Origin of the sequence: Micromonospora sp. NPDC005367 (genome assembly GCF_040606825.1) — a bacterium.
GTDB lineage: Bacteria > Actinomycetota > Actinomycetes > Mycobacteriales > Micromonosporaceae > Micromonospora.
In genome coordinates, this window is the sequence record NZ_JBEXFP010000031.1 from 35,377 (window position 1) to 53,389 (window position 18,013).

Below are 18,013 nucleotides of genomic sequence, written 5' to 3' on the forward strand. Positions count from 1 at the left end.
TGTTTCCCGAGGTCAGCTCACGCCCGGAGCCGGGGCCTCGGTGGTGCCGCCGCCCGGAGCGGGCGACTCGGTCTCGGTACCGCCCGGAGCCGGCGACTCGGTCTCCGTACCGCCCGGAGCCGGCGACTCGGTCTCCGTACCGCCCGGAGCCGGCGACTCGGTCCCCGTGCCGCTGGGGCTCGGCGTACCGGAGGCGCTGGCCTGCGGGACCGGAATGCCCAGCTGCTGAGCCAGCTGGACCAGCTCGTCATAGTGCGTCTGGAGGGCCGGCAGCGCGGTCTGCGCCAGCTGGATCACCGACTGCTCGGATCCCTGCGAGATCTCCGTCTGGGTGGCCTGGATGGCCTGCAGGTGGCCGGCCAGCTCCGCGGTCACCCACTCCTTGTCGAAGTTCTTGCCGCTGGCGTTGTTCAGCCGGTCGATCACCGCCTGCTGGTCAGCGGTGGGCCCCTTGGGCAGCTGCACGTTGAGCTGGGAGGCGGTCTGCTGCACCGTCTGGTCCAGCTGCGTGTGGTCCGTCACGAACATCTTGCCGAGGTCCTTGACCCGCTGGTTCTGGCCCTTCTGCTGGGCCAGTTCACCGGCGGTGATCTCGAACAGGTTGACCTGGTGGATCGCCTGCAGGTATTGGGTGTCCTGCTCCGACGGTTGTGCCTTGGCCTGCGCTGCGGCGGCCGGCGCGACACCGACCAGCACCAGCGCGGCCAGCAGGCCGAGACGTTTGATACCCAACATGCTTCCTCCCCGTGAGACGTTGGACCGCACGGATACCCGGCTCACCGGGGTTATTCCTGCGATCCCCGCGCGCGAGGGGACGACCCGGTCGGGCGCCGGCGTCCGCTCTGCGCCGACTCAGCCCGCTTCCGGCGGGTGCGACGGGGGTACAAACGGGACGTGGCGCCCACCGGGGTGATCCGGCAGACGCCACGTCCAGGTGAGGTCGAGGTCAGCGGTGCGACTCGGAACCGCTGCTGATCTCCTCGCGCTCCGGTCGGGGTTCGACCGGCGGGTGCCCCGGCGAGACCGGCGCCTCGACCGGCTTCTCGATCGGGTAGAAGAAGCCCCGGATCGCCGGGCCGAGGGCGCCGAGCCGGTTCATCTTCTTCGGCACCACCCAGCCGGTGTACTCCAGCGCACCGTGGCCGTCGTGGTCCTGCGCGCTCAACGGCTGGTGCACCTCGACGAACCGGCCGTCCGGCATCCGCCGGATGATGCCGGTCTCCACGCCGTGCGCCAGCACCTCACGGTCGTGCTGCTGCAGACCGAGGCAGATCCGGTAGGTGACGTAGTACGCCAGCGGCGGGAGGATCAGCAGGCCGACCCGGCCGGCCCAGGTCATCGCGTTCAAACTGATCTGGAACTTGTCCGCGATGACGTCGTTGGCCCCGGAGAGGGTCAGCACCAGGTAGAACGCGACCGCCATGGCACCCACCGCGGTGCGGGCCGGGACGTCGCGAGGCCGCTGGAGCAGGTGGTGGGTCCGGTAGTCCTTGAGGTGCCGGGCCTCCAGGAACGGATAGAGCGTGGACAGACCGACCAGGATGCCGGGTAGCACGACCGTCGGCCAGAACAGCGGCGGGATCACATAGCCGTCGCCGAGCGGGATGTCGATCTGCCAGGCCGGCATGAGCCGGGTCGAGCCGTCCAGGAACATGACGTACCAGTCCGGCTGGCTGGCGGCGGAGACCACCCACGCCTCGTACGGGCCGAAGAGCCAGATCGGGTTGATCTGGAACAGACCGCCCATCAGCGCGATCACGCCGAAGACGATCATGAAGAAGCCGCCCTGCTTGAGCGCGTACCGCGGGAAGAACCGCTCGCCGACCACGTTGCCGTTGGTCCGGCCGGGGCCGGGCCACTGGGTGTGCTTCTGGGTGAACACCAGGCCCAGGTGGACGCTGATCAGCGCGAGCAGCAGAGCCGGGATGAGCAGCACGTGCGCGATGAAGAACCGGCTGATGATGATCGTGCCCGGGAACTCCCCGCCGAAGATCGACGAGGTGAGCCAGGAGCCGATCACCGGGATGGACAGCATGATCGCCGACGCGATCCGCAGACCGGTGCCGGAGAGCCCGTCGTCCGGCAGCGAGTAGCCGGTGAAGCCGGCCAGGAAGCCGACCCAGAAGAGCAGCGAGCCAATGATCCAGTTCGTCTCACGCGGCTTGCGGAACGCGCCGGTGAAGAAGATCCGCAGCATGTGCACGACGATCGAGGCCATGAACAGCAGCGCCGACCAGTGGTGCATCTGCCGCATGATCAGACCGCCGCGGACCTCGAAGGAGAGATCCAGGCTGGAGGCGTACGCGGCGGACATCGGGGTGCCACGCAGCGGGGCGTAGCTGCCGTTGTAGACCACCTCGGTCATCGACGGCTCGAAGAAGAAGGTCAGGAAGGTGCCGGTGAGCAGCAGAATGATGAACGAGAAGAGCGCGATCTCACCGAGCAGGAAGGACCAGTGGTCCGGGAAGACCTTGTTCAGCAGGCCGCGCAGCGGGGTCGCCACCTTGAAGCGGTCGTCCACCCCCGCCGCAGCCTTGCCCGGCACCGCCGCCAGGTCGAACTTACGACGCTTCATGGCCGCTCCCAGAAGTCTGGCCCGACGGTCTCGGTGTAGTCGGACTTCGCCACGAAGAAGCCCTCGGAGTCTACCTCGATCGGCAGCTGCGGCAGTCGCCGGCTGGCGGGGCCGAAGACGGGCCGGGCGTTGTCGGTGATCAGGAACTGCGACTGGTGGCACGGACAGAGCAGCCGGTTGGTCTGCTGCTCGTAGAGGCTCGCTGGGCAGCCCGCGTGCGTGCAGATCTTCGAGAACGCCGCGTAGTTGCCCCACATGTAGTCGCCGTGGCCGACCCGCTCGTTGGCCTGGCGCGACTCCCGCGCGTCCTCGTCCCGCAGGTGGATCAGCAACGTCGGCGAGTCCGCGTGCCGGTTGCTCACGCCGTTCTCGATCCCGGGGAAAACGGTCAGCTGACCGCCCGCGCTGACGTCCGCGGGCCGGACCGGACGGCCGTCCTCACGGACCAGCCGGATCCGCTGGCCGCCCTCCGCCGCGGCGAATCCGGTGGTGAACATCTGGTTGTTCTTGTGCGGGTTGGAGATCAGTCCACCGACCAGTGGAGCCGCGGCGACCGCACCGACCGGTAGGAGACCTGCCAGCAGCGACACGCCGAGCAACGGACGACGCTTCACGCCGAACTCGTCCACCATGTAGAGCATCGTCTGGCCGGTGATGGTGCCGCTGTCCCCGGAGCCCGCACCCTCGTGCCGGTCCTGGATCGACACCTCCTTGGGCAGCAGCTTCTTGCCCCAGGTCAGGATGCCGAAACCGATGCCGAGCAGGGCGAGGCCGAGGGTGACGCCGAGCAGCGGGTTGTACCACTTGTCGCTGCCGCGGCCCGGGGCGTACTCCCACGGCCACCAGATGTAGATGACCAGGAAGGCCGTCCCCACCAGGCCGGAGAGCAGGAAGAACCAGGCGACCAGCCGGACGAGCCGGCGTTCGGCCTTCGTGCCCGGTACGACCTGCGGCTCGTAGTGCACGATCTCGATGTCGTCCCGGCGGGCGCCCTCGCGGACGATGTCGAAGCGGGTAAGCCCGGGGGTGTTCACGTCGAGCGGTTCCCGACCCTGCTGGGCCTGGTGCTCGGTGTGCGTGCTCATGCCGTCACCTCGTTACGGGCGGTGCCGTGCGTCGGCACCGCAGCACTGGATCGAAGAGTCCGCTCGGTCACGACTTGCCCGCAATCCACAGGCTGGTGAAGACGAGCGCGACGATGCCGACCAGGAAGATCGCCAGACCCTCGGTGGAGGGGCCGTACCGGCCCAGGTTGAAACCACCCGGGTCCTGGTCGTGCTTCAGGGTCTCCTGGACGTAGGCGATGATGTCGGCCTTCTGCTCCGGCCGGAGCTGGTTGTCGCCGAACACCGGCATGTTCTGCGGGCCGCTGAGCATCGCGGCGTAGATCTGCCGGTCAGTTGCCGGGCGCAGACTCGGGGCGAACTTGCCCGAGGAGAGCGCGCCGCCGCCGGCGCCGAAGGCGTGGCACTGCGAGCAGTTGATCCGGAACAGCTCACCACCGGCCGCGACGTCGCCGTCGGAGTGCAGGTTGGTGCCCTCCGGCAGCTCCGGGCCACCGCCGAGCTCCTGGATGTACTGGGCGAGCTGGCGAGTCTGCTCGTCCGTGAACAGCGGCGGCTTGCGGTGCGCCTGAGCCTCCTGGCGCGCCAGCGGCATCCGGCCGCTGCTGACCTGGAACTCGACAGCGGCCTCGCCGACGCCGATCAGACTCGGCCCTCGTCCCTCGACACCCTGCGCGTTGCGACCGTGGCAGGTCACGCAGCTCACGTCGAACAGCGCCTTGCCCTCGGCAGCGGCGCTGCTCATCGGCGGAGCGTCCTGGGCCTGCGCGCCGGGGGCAAAAAGGGTGTAGGCGCCGCCGGCGAGCGTCAGCGCGGCGAGCAGCCGGACCGCGGCACCCAGCCGGCGGCGGCCCCTGCTGCGCGCCGCGGGCCGCCCGCGCAGCCGCGCGAGCAGACCGCGTCGGCGGTCGTTGTCAGAAGTCATGACCTGTGTCCTTAACCGGTTGGACCTTCTCAGGGGACGGAGCAACGGCGCGGTTCGTGATGCGCCAAGATCACTGAAGCCAGTAGATCATGGCGTACAGCGCGATCCACACCACATCGACGAAGTGCCAGTAGTACGACACGACGATCGCCGAGGTGGCCTGAGCCGGCGTGAACCGACCCATGGTGGTGCGGATCATGAAGATGATGAAGGCGACCAGACCGCCGGTCACGTGCAGACCGTGGAAGCCAGTGGTCAGGTAGAACATCGACCCGTAGCCGTCTTCGTTGATCTTCACGCCTTCGTGCACCAGCGTGCGGTACTCGTTCAGCTGGCCAAGCACGAAGATCAGACCCATCACGAAGGTGATCGTGAACCAGCGCCGTAGCGCGTGCACGTCACCCCGCTCCGCCGCGAAGACGCCGAGCTGGCAGGTCACCGAGGACAACACCAGGATCACCGTGAACGTGGTCGCGTACGGGATGTTCAGGTGCTCGGTGTGCTTCGCCCACTGCTCCGGCGCCGCCGCGCGGATGGAGAAGTACATCGCGAACAGCGCCGCGAAGAACATGAGTTCGCTGGAGAGCCACACGATCGTCCCGACGCTGACCATGTTCGGTCGAGTCAGAGAGTGGATCCGGCTCTTGTCAATGGCTGGGGCCGCAGTCACGCGGTCATTATTGCCCCTGACCGGCACCCACGATCAGCGGGGGGCCAAACCGGTGGTCAGGGTGGCCCGATAGTGGTCGTCCGGTTCGCCTGGCCTAGCCTGAAAAGCGTGCTGCACGTCGATCCGATCTTCGCCGCCACCTCGACTACCTCGTCGTACGTCGCCGGGGCCGTCTCGACCACGCCACCGATCGCGGCCGGCGGCGAGGCGATCCCGCCGCCGTTCACCATCGGCGCCGTCCTGACCGAGACCCGGTTGGACAGCTGGCTGGCGCTCGGCCTGGTGCTCGCCGCCGGCCTCTACCTCTACGGCGTACACCGGCTGCGGATGCGCGGCGACCACTGGCCGGTTTCGCGAACCGTCTTCTTCCTCGGGCCCGGCCTCGGTGGGATCGCGCTGGTCACGGTGAGCGGTCTGCACGCGTACGACACGGCGCTGCTGAGCGTGCACATGGTCCAGCACATGATGCTGTCGATGGTGGCGCCGATCTTCCTGGCAGTGGGCGCGCCGATGACGCTCGCCCTGCGCACCCTGCCGCAGCGACCCCGCAAGCGGCTGCTGGCGATCGTGCACAGCCGGATCGCCCGGATCTACAGCTTCCCGCTGGTGGCGTTCGCCATCTTCGTGGTCAACCCGTTCGTGCTCTACTTCAGCGACCTGTACCGGTACACGCTGGAGCACGCCTGGGCGCACGAACTGGTGCACGCGCACTTCATCATGACCGGCTGCGTGTTCTTCTGGCCGCTGCTCGGCCTCGACCCGCTGCCCGGTCGCTGGCCGTATCCGGCCCGCGCGCTGCTGATGGTGCTTTCGGTGCCGTTCCACACCGTGCTCGGGCTCACCGTCATGCAGAGCACCACGCTCTTCGGCGGCGACTGGTACCCCTCGCTCAACCTCGGCTGGGCCGACCCCTGGGACGATCAGATGCTCGCCGGCGGCATCCTCTGGGCCGGTGGCGAGTTCGTCAGTGTGACGATGCTCGCCGTTCTGGTCGTTCAGTGGATCAAGCAATCCGAGCGGGAGGCCCGCCGCATCGACCGCGAGCTCGACCGCCAGGAGGCCCGCGAGCGCGCCGCGGAGTCGACGGCCTGAGCTGCACCGGGAGCATCCGCGGCCGGCGGACGCCGGGCGGGATGTCGGCTGTGTCACGTCGACCGGTACGATCGGCGGGCAGCTACGAGGTGGGAGCCTGTCTAGCGATGAGCGAGCGCGGCGAGCGAATCATCAAGCTCAGTGCAAGGGTGCCTCAGGACGGCACGCAGCGAAGCGGAGTGTCGGCATGAGCGATCGTGAGTGCACCGTCGTGCTCTACAGCGACGACCCGCAGGTCCGGGACCGGATGCGGCTGGCCGTCGGCACCCGGCCCGCGCCCGGCCTCCAGCTCGAGTTCGTCGAAGCCTCCAGCTATGCGGAGGTCGTCCGGCTGGTCGACGACTACGAGATCGACCTGCTTCTGCTCGACGGCGAGGCGACCCCGGGCGGTGGCATCGGAATCGCCCGCCAGATCAAGGACGACCGAGCCGACGCGCCCCCGACCTGCGTGGTGATCGCCCGCGCCGCGGACCGATGGCTCGCCGCGTACGCCGAGGTCGACGCCACCCTGGTGCACCCACTCGACCCGGTGACCACCGGTAACACGGTGGCCGAGCTGCTGCGGACGCACGCACCCGCCTGACGTCCCCCGCTCCGGCACCGACCCACGGCGCCGGACCGACCGGCGCCGGTTCACCCACCCGTATCCGCACGCTCGGGAGGCCCGCGATGGGCGATCGGACCTGGCCGCACCTGCTCAACGCGCTGCTGCGCGGCGAGGAGCTCTCCACCGCCGACACGGCATGGGCGATGGGCGAGATCATGAGTGGCGCCGCGAGCGCCGCGCAGGTCGCCGGGTTCGCCGTCGGACTGCGCGCGAAGGGTGAGACGTCGGCCGAGCTGGCCGGGTTGGTCGAGGCGATGCTCACCCGGGCGGTCCCGGTGTCGCTGAGCGACGAGGTGCGGTCCACCGCCCTCGACGTGGTCGGCACCGGTGGCGACCTCGCCCACACGGTGAACATCTCCACGATGGCCGCCCTCGTGGTCGCCGGTGCGGGAGTGCGGGTGGTCAAGCACGGCAACCGCGCGGCCTCGTCCCTGTGCGGCACCGCTGACCTGCTGGAATACCTCGGCGTACCGCTGGATCTCGGCCCGGAGGCCGTCGCCCGGTGCGTGACGGAGGCCGGCATCGGCTTCTGCTTCGCTGCCCGCTTCCACCCGGGCATGCGGCACACCGGCCCGGTCCGGCGCGAGCTGGGCGTCCCCACGGTGTTCAACTTCCTCGGTCCGTTGAGCAACCCGGCGCGCCCGCGGGCCGGCGCGGTCGGCTGCTTCGACCCCCGGATGGCCAAGGTGATGGCCGGCGTGTTCGCCGCCCGAGGCGACTCGGTGCTGGTGATGCGGGGCGAGGACGGGCTCGACGAGTTCAGCACCGCGGCGCCGACCCGGATCTGGGTGGCGCAGGGTGGCTCCGTACGCGAGACGCTGCTGGACGCGGTCGACCTGGGGGTGGCCCGGTCCACCATCGCCGACCTGCGGGGCGGTGACGCTCCTTACAACGCCGACGTGGCGCGCCGCGTGCTGGCCGGCGAGACCGGTCCGGTACGCGACGCGGTCCTGGTCAACGCCGCGGCGGCGCTTGCCACCCAGGGCCCGTTGGACGGTGATCTCGTCGAGACGCTGCGGGCGGGGATGGCTCGCGCCGCCGAGTCGATCGACTCCGGTGCGGCGGCCGCCACTCTGGAGCGCTGGATCGAGGTCGCCAAGACACTCTGAACGCCCGCCACGGCCGGTCCCCCGTGTTCCGGCGCGACCGGTCGTGTCGGAGGGGCGTGCCAAACTACACGGGAGTGATTCATCCTCGCTCGAGCACCACGTCCACGCCCGGTCCTTCCCCGACCGGCCGGACGTCGCCTGAGCGGACCGCAGCGAGAGGAGGCGCCCGTGTCGGACCGTGAGCTGTACTGCGACGGTTGCCAGGGCGTTCAGCAGTTCGAGACGCCACCGTGCGTCGACGGGCACGGTGTCGACTGCCCCGAGCTGGTCTGCACCCGCTGCGGCGACGCCCTGCTGATCGCCACGTTCACGTTCCACGCGCCTCGCCTCAGCCGGAGGGAGCAGCGCGCGCCGGCCCACCGCCGGGCCGCCTGACGATCCCGCCACGCGCCGACCCGACGCCCGGCGACCCCGCCCCCACCTGCCCAGCTACCCGCCACACCCCTGCGGGCCCACACACACGCCCTACGGCCACACGCCCCTGAGAGGGCCACGCACGCCCCCTGACAGCCACGCACGCGCCCTGACGGCACCGCCACGCCTGCTCGGTGGCCGGGAACCCGCCACGGCCCTCTGACGGCCGCAACCCGTCTGACGACCCAAACGCTGGTCACCCCGCCGCACCGCCACGCGATGTCGGTGTCAGCCTTCCCGCCCGCCGCTACCGATGCCAGCCCGACTGACGCCGGCGACGCCTCGGCGCGCGCCGCCGTCGACACGGCACGGTTCGCCCCGCCCTGTGAACGCCGACACGGTTCGGCCCCCGCACCGCCGTCGCCATCCCGGCGGTCCGGCAGCCTCGCAGGCTGGTTCGACGGACGACGCCGCACCGGCCGCCAGGGCGCCGCGGTCGGGTTGTCGTACCAGCGCTGTGGGGCTGCCCCGGATACGGGGCAGCGGCGGGTGGCGTCGCGACCGTCCCTGGGGACGCCGCCGGACGCCGCGACCGAGATCCTCCGCGCGACGCCACGACCCTCCGACGGACAGCGCGACCGAGATCCCCCGGCCGACACGCACACCCGACAGGCAACGGACGGCCACCGGCAGGCCAGGGGCTCCTCGGCGGATCGCGCACACCGGACGCACAGGGACGGCCGCCCGGGGGACCCGCACGTGAAGGTCCAGCGCGATCCGCCTGTGCCCCAGAAATGGGGCAGCTCGACAGTGCCCAGCACAGCACCGCGGTGCCCCTGCGCAAGCGCGGGTCGCTCAGAGGTGGGCGTGGTTCTCCCACCCGGGAAACGCGAAAGCCCGCCTCCGAAGAGGCGGGCTTTCGTCGCGGTTCAGGATGCGGCCGGCTCAGTGCTCCGCGGTGCGCCGGGTGCCCGAGTAGTACTCGAAGAGCAGCCCGCAGGCGGCGAAGATGACCGCCACCAGACCGACGCCGAGCAGCCAGAACTGCCAGAACACCAGGCCGAGGCCGGCGATGGAGGCGGCGAGCGCCAGCCCGATCGGCCAGTAGCTGCCCGGGCTGAAGAAGCCCACCTCGCCCGCGCCGTCGGCGATCTCCGCGTCCGGGCGGTCCTCCGGACGCAGGTCGATCCGCCGGGAGACGAACCAGAAGAAGCCGCCACACATCGCGCAGAGGAGGAAGGACAGCGCCAGGGCGGTGGTGCCGACCCACTCGACGCGACCACTCTCACCGGCGGTCCAGGCGCCATACAGGACGGCTATGCCGAGGAGGAAGCCACCAACGATCAGGAAGATACGCCACTCGGTCTTCATGCCCGCTCCCTCAGCGTCCCGCACCGGCCGGGGCCGGGTTGAAGTTGTGCTCCGTGCGCCGGGTCTCGAACGGCTCGGTGGTCTGCGCGTACGGATCCTCACCGATCGCGGACAGCGCCTCCTGCGTGGTCTTGCCGTCCCGCTTGGCCGCGAGGAACTGGTCGTACTTCTCCGGCGACACGACCCGCAGCTCGAAGTTCATGAACGCGTGGTACGTGCCGCAGAGCTCCGCGCACCGCCCGACGTAGGCGCCCTCGCTGTCCAGGCTGGAGACCTCGAACACGTTACGGGTGTTGCCGGGGAAGACGTCGCGCTTGAACAGCAGCTCCGGCACCCAGAACGAGTGGATGACGTCCCGGCTGGTCTCCTCGAACCGGACGGACCGGTCGGTCGGCAGCACGAGGATCGGGATGACCTCGCTGGTGCCGAGCGTCGACGCGACGGTGTTGGCGTCCCGGCCCTGGCCGTCACGGTAGTTGAACTGCCAGTTCCACTTGAACGCGACGACCTCGACGGTGACGTCGGGGTTACGGCTCAACTTGTTCACGTCGGTCTGCACGATCGCCGTGTAGTAGAAGAGCACGGACACCACGAGGATCGGCGCGATGGTGTAGAGGAACTCCATCGGCATGTTGTAGCGCGTCTGCACCGGCAGGTCGTTGCCCCGCTTCCGGTAGCGGATCACGCACCAGAAGATGAGGAACCACACGAAGACGCCGACCGCGAGCGCCGCGATGCAGGACGCGATCCAGAGGTCGTACATCCGGTGCGACTCCGGCGTGATGCCGCCCTGCGGCCACCCGAAACCGTGGAACGTCTTGCCGACGTCACAGCCCGTGAGCAGGAACAGCAACGCCGCGCCGCCGAGGCCGAGCCCGGCGAGCCGACCAGCACCACGCCGCCGGCCTCCGCCAGCTCCCGCGTTGTGCCGTACGGCCGACGGCCGTACCTCCGAACTCCTTGCGACCACCTGGTCCTGCCTCCCTAGCGCGCCGCGGTGTCTGTCCTTGTCCTGCCGACCTCCGGTTTACGGAGCGGACAGCACCGGCGGCAAAGGCGTCACCGACGGTCGCAGATTACTCGACCATTACCGGCTCGACCGTGTTGGGGTCACTCTCCGCCCCCCAACGGGGGATCTTGGCTCATTCGGCGAGATAGCGTAATCAGCCGTGAGTGCCTCCCCGGTCTACCTGGACGCCGCCACGGCCACGCCGCTGCACCCAGTGGCCCGGCAGGCCCTGCTCGCCGCTCTCGAGGACGGCTGGGCCGACCCGGGCAAGCTCTACACGCAGGCTCGCCGCTCGCGCCAACTGCTCGACGCGGCCCGGGCCGCAGCCGCCGAAACCCTCGGCGTACGTCCCGACGAACTCTCCTTCACCGCCAGCGGCACCGCCGCCGCGCACGCCGCCGTGCTGGGTGGCCTGGCCGGTCGGCGGCGAACCGGTCGCCGGCTGGTGCACTCCGCCATCGAACACTCGGCGGTGCTGCACGCGGCCGAACGGCACGTGGCCGACGGCGGCGAGGCCGCCTCGGTGCCCGTGGACCGGCTCGGTGGCCTGGACCTCGACGTCTGGTCGGCCGAGGTACGCGCGCCGGGCGTGGCGCTGGCCGCGCTGATCGCCGCCAGCCACGAGGTGGGCACCCTCCAGCCGGTGGCCGAGGCGGCCGCCGCGTGCGCCGACGCCGCGGTGCCCCTCTACGTCGACGCGGCGCAGGCGGTGGGCCGGGTGCCGGTGCCGCCGGGCTGGTCGGTGCTGACCGCGAGCGCGCACAAGTGGGGCGGACCGGCCGGGGTGGGTCTGCTGGTGGTGCGCAAGGGCACCCGCTGGGAGTCGCCCTATCCGGCCGACGAGCGGGAGTCGGGCCGTACACCCGGCGCGCTGAACCTGCCCGCGGTGGTGGCCGCGGCGGCGAGCCTGCGCGCGGTGGCGGCCGAGGCCGAGGCCGAGGCGGCCCGGCTGGCGCCGCTGGTCGACCGGATCCGGGCCCGGGTGGCTGCGGAGGTGCCGGACGTGGAGGTCGTCGGTGACCCGCAGCGCCGGCTACCGCACCTGGTCACGTTCTCCTGCCTCTACGTCGACGGCGAGGCGTTGCTGCACGCGCTGGACCGGCGGGGCTTCGCAGTCTCCTCCGGCTCGTCGTGCACCTCCTCGACGCTGCGCCCGTCGCACGTGCTGGAGGCGATGGGTGTGCTCTCGCACGGCAACGTGCGCGTGTCGCTGCACCGGGACACGTCGGCGGCAGACGTGGAACGGTTCCTCGCCGAACTGCCCGGGATCGTCGCCGACCTGCGGGCCGAGGCAGGGGTGGTGGGGCTGTGACCATGCCGGACGAGGTGCTCGACTGCCGTGGCCAGCGCTGCCCGCTACCGGTGATCGCGGTGGCCCGTCGCCTGCCGGAACTGCCGGTCGGCACGGTCGTACGGCTGCTCGCCGACGATCCGGCGGCGGCGGTCGACATTCCGGCGTGGTGCCGGATGCGGGGGCAGGAGTTCGTGGCCCGGGTCACCGGCCCCGACGGTCCCGCCTACGACGTACGCCGCATCCACTGATCCCGCCCGCGCCGGCCGCCTCGGCCCGCCGGTGGGTCAGGGCAGCAGGTAGGGGCGAACCTCGTCCGCGGCCACGTCGCCGTACGACTCGCCGAGTCGCTTGATGAAGAGATCCCGGCGCACCTGGTACTCCTGGGTACCGACGGTCTCCAGCACCAGGGTCGCCAGCAGGGAGCCCACCTGGGCGGCCCGTTCCAGGCCGAGCCCCCAGGAGAGCGCGGTGAAGAACCCGGCGCGGAAACCGTCCCCCACGCCGGTCGGGTCGACCGCCCGGATCTCCCGGGCGATGGGCACGTGGATCGTCTCGAAGTCACGCCCGGCGATCTCGACGCCGTCCTTGCCGAGCGTGGTGACCCGGACCTTGACCCGGTCGAGCAGCTGGTCATCGCTGAGCCCGGCCTTGCTCTGCAGGAGCGACTTCTCGTAGTCGTTGGTCATCAGGTAGTCGGCGCCGTCGATCAGCGCGACCACGTGCTCCCCGGGCATCCGGGCCAGTTGCTGGGAGGGGTCGGCGGCGAAGGCGTAACCGCGCTCGCGGCACTCGGCGGAGTGACGCAGCATCGCCTCGGGGTCGTTCGCACCGACCAGGACCAGGTCGAGGCCGCCGAGGCGCTCATTCACCGGGCCGAGTTCGATGTTGCGCGCCTCGCTCATCGCCCCCGCGTAGAAGGAGGCAATCTGACACATGTCGAGGTCCGTGGTGCAGACGAAGCGGGCGGTGTGCGCCACCTCGCTGACGTGCACCGAGTCGCAGTCGACGCCGTGCCGCTCCAGCCAGGAGCGGTAGTCGGCGAAGTCGGCGCCGACCGCGCCGACGAGCGCCGGGTGCAGGCCGAGCTGGCCCATGCCGAACGCGATGTTCGCCGCCACGCCGCCACGGCGCAACACCAGGTCGTCCACCAGGAAGGAGAGCGACACCTTGTGCAGCTGGTCGGCGATGAGCTGGTCGGCGAAGCGGCCGGGGAAGCTCATCAGGTGGTCGGTGGCGATCGAGCCGGTCACCGCGATCTTCATGTCAACCCTCGGAGTCGGGAGCGGGGCGCGGTCAGCCTACCGGCCCGGCAAACGTGCGGTATCCGCGCTCGGTGGGCGACGGTCGTCTGCGGGTGAACCGCGCCGGAACGACGACGGGGCCGCCCAGGTGGGCGGCCCCGTCGTCGTACAGGTCGACTCAGCTGAAGGAGTCACCGCAGGCGCAGGAGCTGCCCGCGTTGGGGTTGTCGATGGTGAAGCCCTGGGCGTCGATCCGGTCGGCGAAGTCGATGGTGGCGCCGGTCAGGTAGGGGGCGCTCATCCGGTCCACGACGACCTCGACACCGTCGAAGTCGGTGACGATGTCACCGTCGAGGGAGCGCTCGTCGAAGAAGAGCTGGTACCGCAGGCCGGAACAGCCGCCCGGCTGCACCGCGACGCGGAGCCGCAGGTCGTCGCGGCCCTCCTGCTCGATCAGGGCCTTGACCTTCTGCGCCGCGACGTCGGTGAGGACGACGGTGGTAGGGGCCTTGGCCTCGGTCGACTCGGTCTGCGCTGGCGTGGTCACGTGGAATTCTCCCTGCGCGCTCGTGGTGTGGTCGTCCCGACCAACGTCACCCGTCGGTCAGCGATTCCCACTGTGGTCCAATTTCTGATTGTAGGCCGGTCCGGGCGTTGTTGACCCCTGGACGTGACCCGGGGGCACCTCGGGCGGCGTTGGTCACACCCGCCGGGTGCGGCTCCACTGCCCGGCCAGCCGCGCGCCGAGCTCCCGCAGGCCGTCGGCGGGCCGGTTGAGCGCCTCCGCGAGGCCGCGCTCGTCACCCCCGAAGTGTTCCACCAGGCTGTACGCGTCGGTAACCCCGGCCGCGGCCGCCTCCCGGCGGCCGGTGCTCACCTGACCGGCCAGCACCACGCAGGGCAGGCCCCGGTCCCGCGCCGCCCCGGCCACCCCGGCCACCACCTTCCCGCGCAGCGACTGGTGGTCGAACGAGCCCTCGCCCGTGATCACCAGGTCGACGGCGTCCAACGCGGCGTCGAGGCCGAGGGCCCGGGTGACCAGGCCGATACCCGACTCACAACGCCCGCCGAGGGCGAGGATCGCCGCGCCTGTCCCGCCGGCCGCCCCGCCAGCCGGAAGCGCACCGAGCGACGCCGGGCAGCCGGGCAGGTCCCGTTCCAGCACCATCGCGAAGCGTTCCAGCGCGCTGTCCAGCAGCAGCACGTCGGCCCGGTCCGCGCCCTTCTGCGGGCCGAAGACGTTGCTCGCGCCGTGCAGCCCGAGCAGCGGGTTGTCGACGTCGGTGGCGGCGACGAGGTCGACACCGCGCAGCCGGGGCGCCCCGTCGAGCCCGGCGACGGCGGCCAGCGCCGCACCGCCGTACGGCAGAGCCAGGCCCGCCCCGTCCAGCGGCGTGACGCCCAGCGCGGTGAGCATGCCCGCCCCCGCGTCGTTGGTGGCCGAGCCGCCGAGCCCGACGACCACGCGCCCGGCCCCGCGCTCGACCGCTGCGGCGACCAGCAGACCGAGCCCGAAGGAGGTGGTCGCCTTCGGGTCGCGCTCGGGCGGGGTGAGCAGGTGCAAACCGCACGCCTGGGCGCTCTCGACGTAGGCGGTGCCGTCGCCGGTGAGCAGGATCTCACCGGCCGCCGGACGCCCGAGCGGATCGACGATCGGCACCGCCACCCGCTGCCCGCCGAGCGCGTCGGCGAGCACGTCGACGAAGCCGGGCCCGCCGTCGGCGAGCGGTCGGATCAGGAGTTCGTCACTCTCGGCGATCTCGCGCCAACCGGCCGCGACTGCGGCGGCCACCTCCGGGGCGGACAGGGTGCCGGCGAACTTGTCCGGGCAGAGCAGAACGCGCATGCCGAGCAGTGTGGCAGCACACACCGGCGGAAGCTGCGCGCCGTTCGCGCTGTGGGACCATGGCCTACGTGACTTCTACCTGGGTAGAACCCTCCAACACGGCCACGGCACTGCTGCTGCTCGGGCGGGGAAGCGACCCGGCCACCGAGCGCGGGGTGGAGTGTCCGGGTGACCTTCCGGCGCCCAGTGACCCCGACCTGGTGGCCCGGGCAGCGGCGGCGAAGGCGGCGTTGGGCAGCAAGGTGTTCGTGCTGGGGCATCACTACCAGCGCGACGAGGTGATCCAGTTCGCCGACGTGACCGGTGACTCGTTCAAGTTGGCGCGCGAGGCGGCGGCCCGGCCGGACGCGGAGTACATCGTCTTCTGCGGAGTGCACTTCATGGCGGAGAGCGCCGACATCCTCACCACCGACAGCCAGAAGGTGATCCTGCCGGACCTGGCCGCCGGGTGCTCGATGGCCGACATGGCCGTGCTCGGTCAGGTCGAGGCCGCCTGGGACGTGCTCACCGAGCTGGGTGTCGCCGAGGAGACGGTGCCGGTCACGTACATGAACTCCTCGGCCGACATCAAGGGCTTCGTCGGCCGGCACGGGGGTGTGGTCTGCACCTCCTCGAACGCGAAGCGCGCACTGGACTGGGCCTTCGAGCAGGGTTCGAAGGTGTTCTTCCTGCCCGACCAGCATCTGGGCCGCAACACGGCCGTGCTGGAGATGGGCTACTCGCTCGACGACTGCGTGCTCTACGACCCGCACAAGCCCAACGGCGGGCTGACGCCGGAGCAGCTGCGGGACGCGAAAATGATCCTCTGGCGCGGGCACTGCTCGGTGCACGGCCGGTTCACCCTCGACAGCGTCAACGACGTCCGCGAGCGGGTGCCGGGGGTGAACGTGCTCGTCCACCCGGAGTGCCGGCACGAGGTGGTGACCGCGGCCGATCACGTCGGCTCGACCGAGTACATCATCAAGACCATCGAGGCGGCCCCGGCCGGCTCGGCGTGGGCGGTGGGCACCGAGCTCAACCTGGTCCGCCGGCTCGCCCTCGCCCACCCGGACAAGCAGATCATGTTCCTGGACCGGGCGGTCTGCTACTGCTCGACCATGAACCGCATCGACCTCCCGCACCTGGTGTGGGCGCTGGAGGAACTGGTGGCCGGCCGGGCGGTGAACCAGATCACCGTGGATCCGGACACCGCCGGGCACGCCCGCGCGGCGCTGGACCAGATGCTGGCGCTTCCCGGCGTCGGCGCCTCGGCTCCGACCGCCAACTGAACACGTTCCGTAGCGTCGTTGATACCCATTAGTGCGGGATCACCGGTTTAACACTCTGCGGGTGGTGTGACCGGTTCCATTCTCGCCACCGAGGACTATGCTGCCGGAGCAACGACGCAGGCGGTCCGTTTTGACATGACCGCATCCGGGGTAGCGGTGAACATCGTTCGCCCCACCATCAACACGGCAGCACCGACGCGCTGGAGGTTGCGTTGACCGACGACGTCCTGGTCGTGCACGGAGGCACTCCGCTTGAAGGGCGGATCCGCGTGCGCGGCGCGAAGAACCTGGTCTCCAAGGCGATGGTCGCCGCGCTGCTCGGTGACACCCCGAGCCGGCTGTTCGACGTGCCGAAGATCCGCGACGTCGAGGTGGTCCGGGGCCTGCTCGGGTTGCACGGGGTCAAGGTGACCGACGGCAAGGACGAGGGCGAGCTCGTCTTCGACCCCGCCAACGTCGAGAGCGCCAGCACCGACCAGATCAACGTGCACGCCGGCTCGAGCCGTATCCCGATTCTGTTCTGCGGGCCGCTGCTGCACCGGCTCGGGCACGCCTTCATTCCGGACCTCGGTGGTTGCCACATCGGGCCGCGCCCGATCGACTTCCACCTCCAGGCGCTGCGCGAGTTCGGCGCCACGGTCGACAAGCGGCCGGAGGGCCTGCACCTCTCCGCGCCGAACGGCCTGCGTGGCACCAAGTTCTCGCTGCCGTACCCGAGCGTGGGCGCGACCGAGCAGGTGCTGCTCACCGCGGTGATGGCCGAGGGCGTCACCGAGCTGCGCAACGCGGCGGTGGAGCCGGAGATCCTCGACCTGATCTGCGTCCTGCAGAAGATGGGCGCGATCATCAAGGTGCACACCGACCGGGTGATCGAGATCCAGGGTGTACCGAAGCTGCACGGCTACACCCACCGGCCGATCCCGGACCGGATCGAGGCCGCGAGCTGGGCGGCCGCGGCGCTGGCCACCCGAGGTCACGTCGAGGTGCTGGGCGCCCAGCAGGCCGACATGATGACCTTCCTCAACATCTTCCGGTCCGTCGGCGGCGAGTACGAGGTGACCGACCTGCGGCCGCCGCGCAACGGCCGGCCGGGCCAGGAGGGCGGCATCCGGTTCTGGCACCCGGGCGGGGAGCTGAAGTCGGTCGCGCTGGAGACCGACGTGCACCCCGGCTTCATGACCGACTGGCAGCAGCCGCTGGTGGTGGCGCTCACCCAGGCCCGCGGGCTGTCGATCGTCCACGAGACGGTCTACGAGCAGCGGCTGGGCTACACCGAGGCGCTGAACTCGATGGGCGCCAACATCCAGGTCTACCGCGACTGCCTCGGCGGCACCCCGTGCCGCTTCGGTCGGCGCAACTTCAAGCATTCGGCGGTCATCGCCGGTCCGAGCAAGCTGCACGCGGCCGACCTGGTCATCCCGGACCTGCGGGCCGGGTTCAGCCACCTGATCGCGGCGCTGGCCGCCGAGGGCACCTCCCGGGTGTACGGCGTCGACCTGATCAACCGCGGCTACGAGGACTTCGAGGCGAAGCTCGCCGACCTGGGCGCTCACGCCGAGCGTCCGTAACGTCTGGAACCTCAAGTTCG

Annotated in this window: 18 protein-coding genes; 8 read left to right on the plus strand and 10 right to left on the minus strand. The window is 70.6% G+C overall.

What is annotated here, in order from left to right; genetic code table 11:
- Nucleotides 1-12: 12 nt before the first annotated feature.
- From ABZS42_RS21030 to ABZS42_RS21050, 5 genes are all read right to left on the minus strand, one after another.
- Entirely contained in the window at nt 13-735 is a 723-nt protein-coding gene (locus ABZS42_RS21030; protein ID WP_355147693.1) for a DUF4142 domain-containing protein, read from the minus strand.
- Nucleotides 736-946: 211 nt separating this feature from the next.
- Complete coding sequence (locus ABZS42_RS21035; protein WP_355147695.1) at nt 947-2,575, minus strand: cytochrome b N-terminal domain-containing protein; 1,629 nt, start codon at nt 2,573-2,575, stop codon at nt 947-949.
- Complete coding sequence (locus ABZS42_RS21040; protein WP_355147697.1) at nt 2,572-3,660, minus strand: Rieske 2Fe-2S domain-containing protein; 1,089 nt, start codon at nt 3,658-3,660, stop codon at nt 2,572-2,574. Before ABZS42_RS21040 ends, ABZS42_RS21035 begins: the two co-directional genes overlap by 4 nt.
- A gap of 67 nt (nt 3,661-3,727) precedes the next feature.
- Nucleotides 3,728-4,564 carry a cytochrome c gene (locus ABZS42_RS21045; protein WP_355147699.1) on the minus strand — a complete coding sequence of 279 codons (837 nt, stop codon included), beginning with the start codon at nt 4,562-4,564 and terminating at the stop codon, nt 3,728-3,730.
- Nucleotides 4,565-4,634: 70 nt separating this feature from the next.
- Nucleotides 4,635-5,234 carry a heme-copper oxidase subunit III gene (locus ABZS42_RS21050; RefSeq protein ID WP_120678320.1) on the minus strand — a complete coding sequence of 200 codons (600 nt, stop codon included), beginning with the start codon at nt 5,232-5,234 and terminating at the stop codon, nt 4,635-4,637.
- A 189-nt stretch (nt 5,235-5,423) separates the two neighbouring features.
- Here ABZS42_RS21050 and ABZS42_RS21055 point away from each other — a divergent pair, with 189 nt between their 5' ends.
- The 4 genes from ABZS42_RS21055 (at nt 5,424) to ABZS42_RS21070 (ending at nt 8,417) form a co-directional block, all read left to right on the plus strand.
- Complete coding sequence (locus tag ABZS42_RS21055; protein ID WP_355147761.1) at nt 5,424-6,326, plus strand: cytochrome c oxidase assembly protein; 903 nt, start codon at nt 5,424-5,426, stop codon at nt 6,324-6,326.
- A gap of 187 nt (nt 6,327-6,513) precedes the next feature.
- Entirely contained in the window at nt 6,514-6,909 is a 396-nt protein-coding gene (locus ABZS42_RS21060) for a hypothetical protein (RefSeq protein WP_076468010.1), read from the plus strand.
- Nucleotides 6,910-6,995: 86 nt separating this feature from the next.
- Nucleotides 6,996-8,042, plus strand: coding sequence for an anthranilate phosphoribosyltransferase (gene trpD, locus ABZS42_RS21065; RefSeq protein ID WP_355147702.1), 1,047 nt, complete (start codon nt 6,996-6,998; stop codon nt 8,040-8,042).
- A gap of 168 nt (nt 8,043-8,210) precedes the next feature.
- A complete protein-coding gene (locus tag ABZS42_RS21070) occupies nt 8,211-8,417 on the plus strand; it encodes a hypothetical protein (protein ID WP_355147704.1) in 207 nt (68 codons plus the stop codon).
- 924 nt (nt 8,418-9,341) lie between these two features.
- Here the strand turns inward: ABZS42_RS21070 and ABZS42_RS21075 are convergent.
- Together ABZS42_RS21075 and coxB are read right to left on the minus strand one after the other, a co-directional pair.
- Nucleotides 9,342-9,767 carry a cytochrome c oxidase subunit 4 gene (locus tag ABZS42_RS21075; protein WP_355147706.1) on the minus strand — a complete coding sequence of 142 codons (426 nt, stop codon included), beginning with the start codon at nt 9,765-9,767 and terminating at the stop codon, nt 9,342-9,344.
- A gap of 10 nt (nt 9,768-9,777) precedes the next feature.
- Nucleotides 9,778-10,737 carry a cytochrome c oxidase subunit II gene (gene coxB, locus ABZS42_RS21080; RefSeq protein WP_355147707.1) on the minus strand — a complete coding sequence of 320 codons (960 nt, stop codon included), beginning with the start codon at nt 10,735-10,737 and terminating at the stop codon, nt 9,778-9,780.
- Nucleotides 10,738-10,936: 199 nt separating this feature from the next.
- Here coxB and ABZS42_RS21085 point away from each other — a divergent pair, with 199 nt between their 5' ends.
- Together ABZS42_RS21085 and ABZS42_RS21090 are read left to right on the plus strand one after the other, a co-directional pair.
- Complete coding sequence (locus ABZS42_RS21085) at nt 10,937-12,088, plus strand: aminotransferase class V-fold PLP-dependent enzyme (RefSeq protein ID WP_355147709.1); 1,152 nt, start codon at nt 10,937-10,939, stop codon at nt 12,086-12,088.
- Nucleotides 12,085-12,318 carry a sulfurtransferase TusA family protein gene (locus tag ABZS42_RS21090; RefSeq protein ID WP_076468020.1) on the plus strand — a complete coding sequence of 78 codons (234 nt, stop codon included), beginning with the start codon at nt 12,085-12,087 and terminating at the stop codon, nt 12,316-12,318. Before ABZS42_RS21085 ends, ABZS42_RS21090 begins: the two co-directional genes overlap by 4 nt.
- Before the next feature lie 36 nt (nt 12,319-12,354).
- Here ABZS42_RS21090 and ABZS42_RS21095 read toward each other — a convergent pair whose 3' ends face one another.
- The 3 genes from ABZS42_RS21095 to ABZS42_RS21105 all read right to left on the minus strand — a co-directional run bounded on the left by ABZS42_RS21095 (nt 12,355) and on the right by ABZS42_RS21105 (nt 15,157).
- A complete protein-coding gene (locus ABZS42_RS21095) occupies nt 12,355-13,332 on the minus strand; it encodes a carbohydrate kinase family protein (protein WP_355147711.1) in 978 nt (325 codons plus the stop codon).
- A 157-nt stretch (nt 13,333-13,489) separates the two neighbouring features.
- Nucleotides 13,490-13,858 carry an iron-sulfur cluster insertion protein ErpA gene (gene erpA / locus ABZS42_RS21100; RefSeq protein WP_355147713.1) on the minus strand — a complete coding sequence of 123 codons (369 nt, stop codon included), beginning with the start codon at nt 13,856-13,858 and terminating at the stop codon, nt 13,490-13,492.
- A gap of 153 nt (nt 13,859-14,011) precedes the next feature.
- A complete protein-coding gene (locus ABZS42_RS21105; RefSeq protein WP_355147715.1) occupies nt 14,012-15,157 on the minus strand; it encodes a glycerate kinase in 1,146 nt (381 codons plus the stop codon).
- A 68-nt stretch (nt 15,158-15,225) separates the two neighbouring features.
- Between ABZS42_RS21105 and nadA the strand changes: the two genes are divergently transcribed.
- Together nadA and murA are read left to right on the plus strand one after the other, a co-directional pair.
- Complete coding sequence (gene nadA, locus ABZS42_RS21110) at nt 15,226-16,425, plus strand: quinolinate synthase NadA (RefSeq protein ID WP_355147717.1); 1,200 nt, start codon at nt 15,226-15,228, stop codon at nt 16,423-16,425.
- Between the two features lie 212 nt (nt 16,426-16,637).
- Complete coding sequence (murA, locus tag ABZS42_RS21115) at nt 16,638-17,993, plus strand: UDP-N-acetylglucosamine 1-carboxyvinyltransferase (RefSeq protein WP_355147719.1); 1,356 nt, start codon at nt 16,638-16,640, stop codon at nt 17,991-17,993.
- The last annotated feature ends 20 nt before the right edge of the window (nt 17,994-18,013 follow it).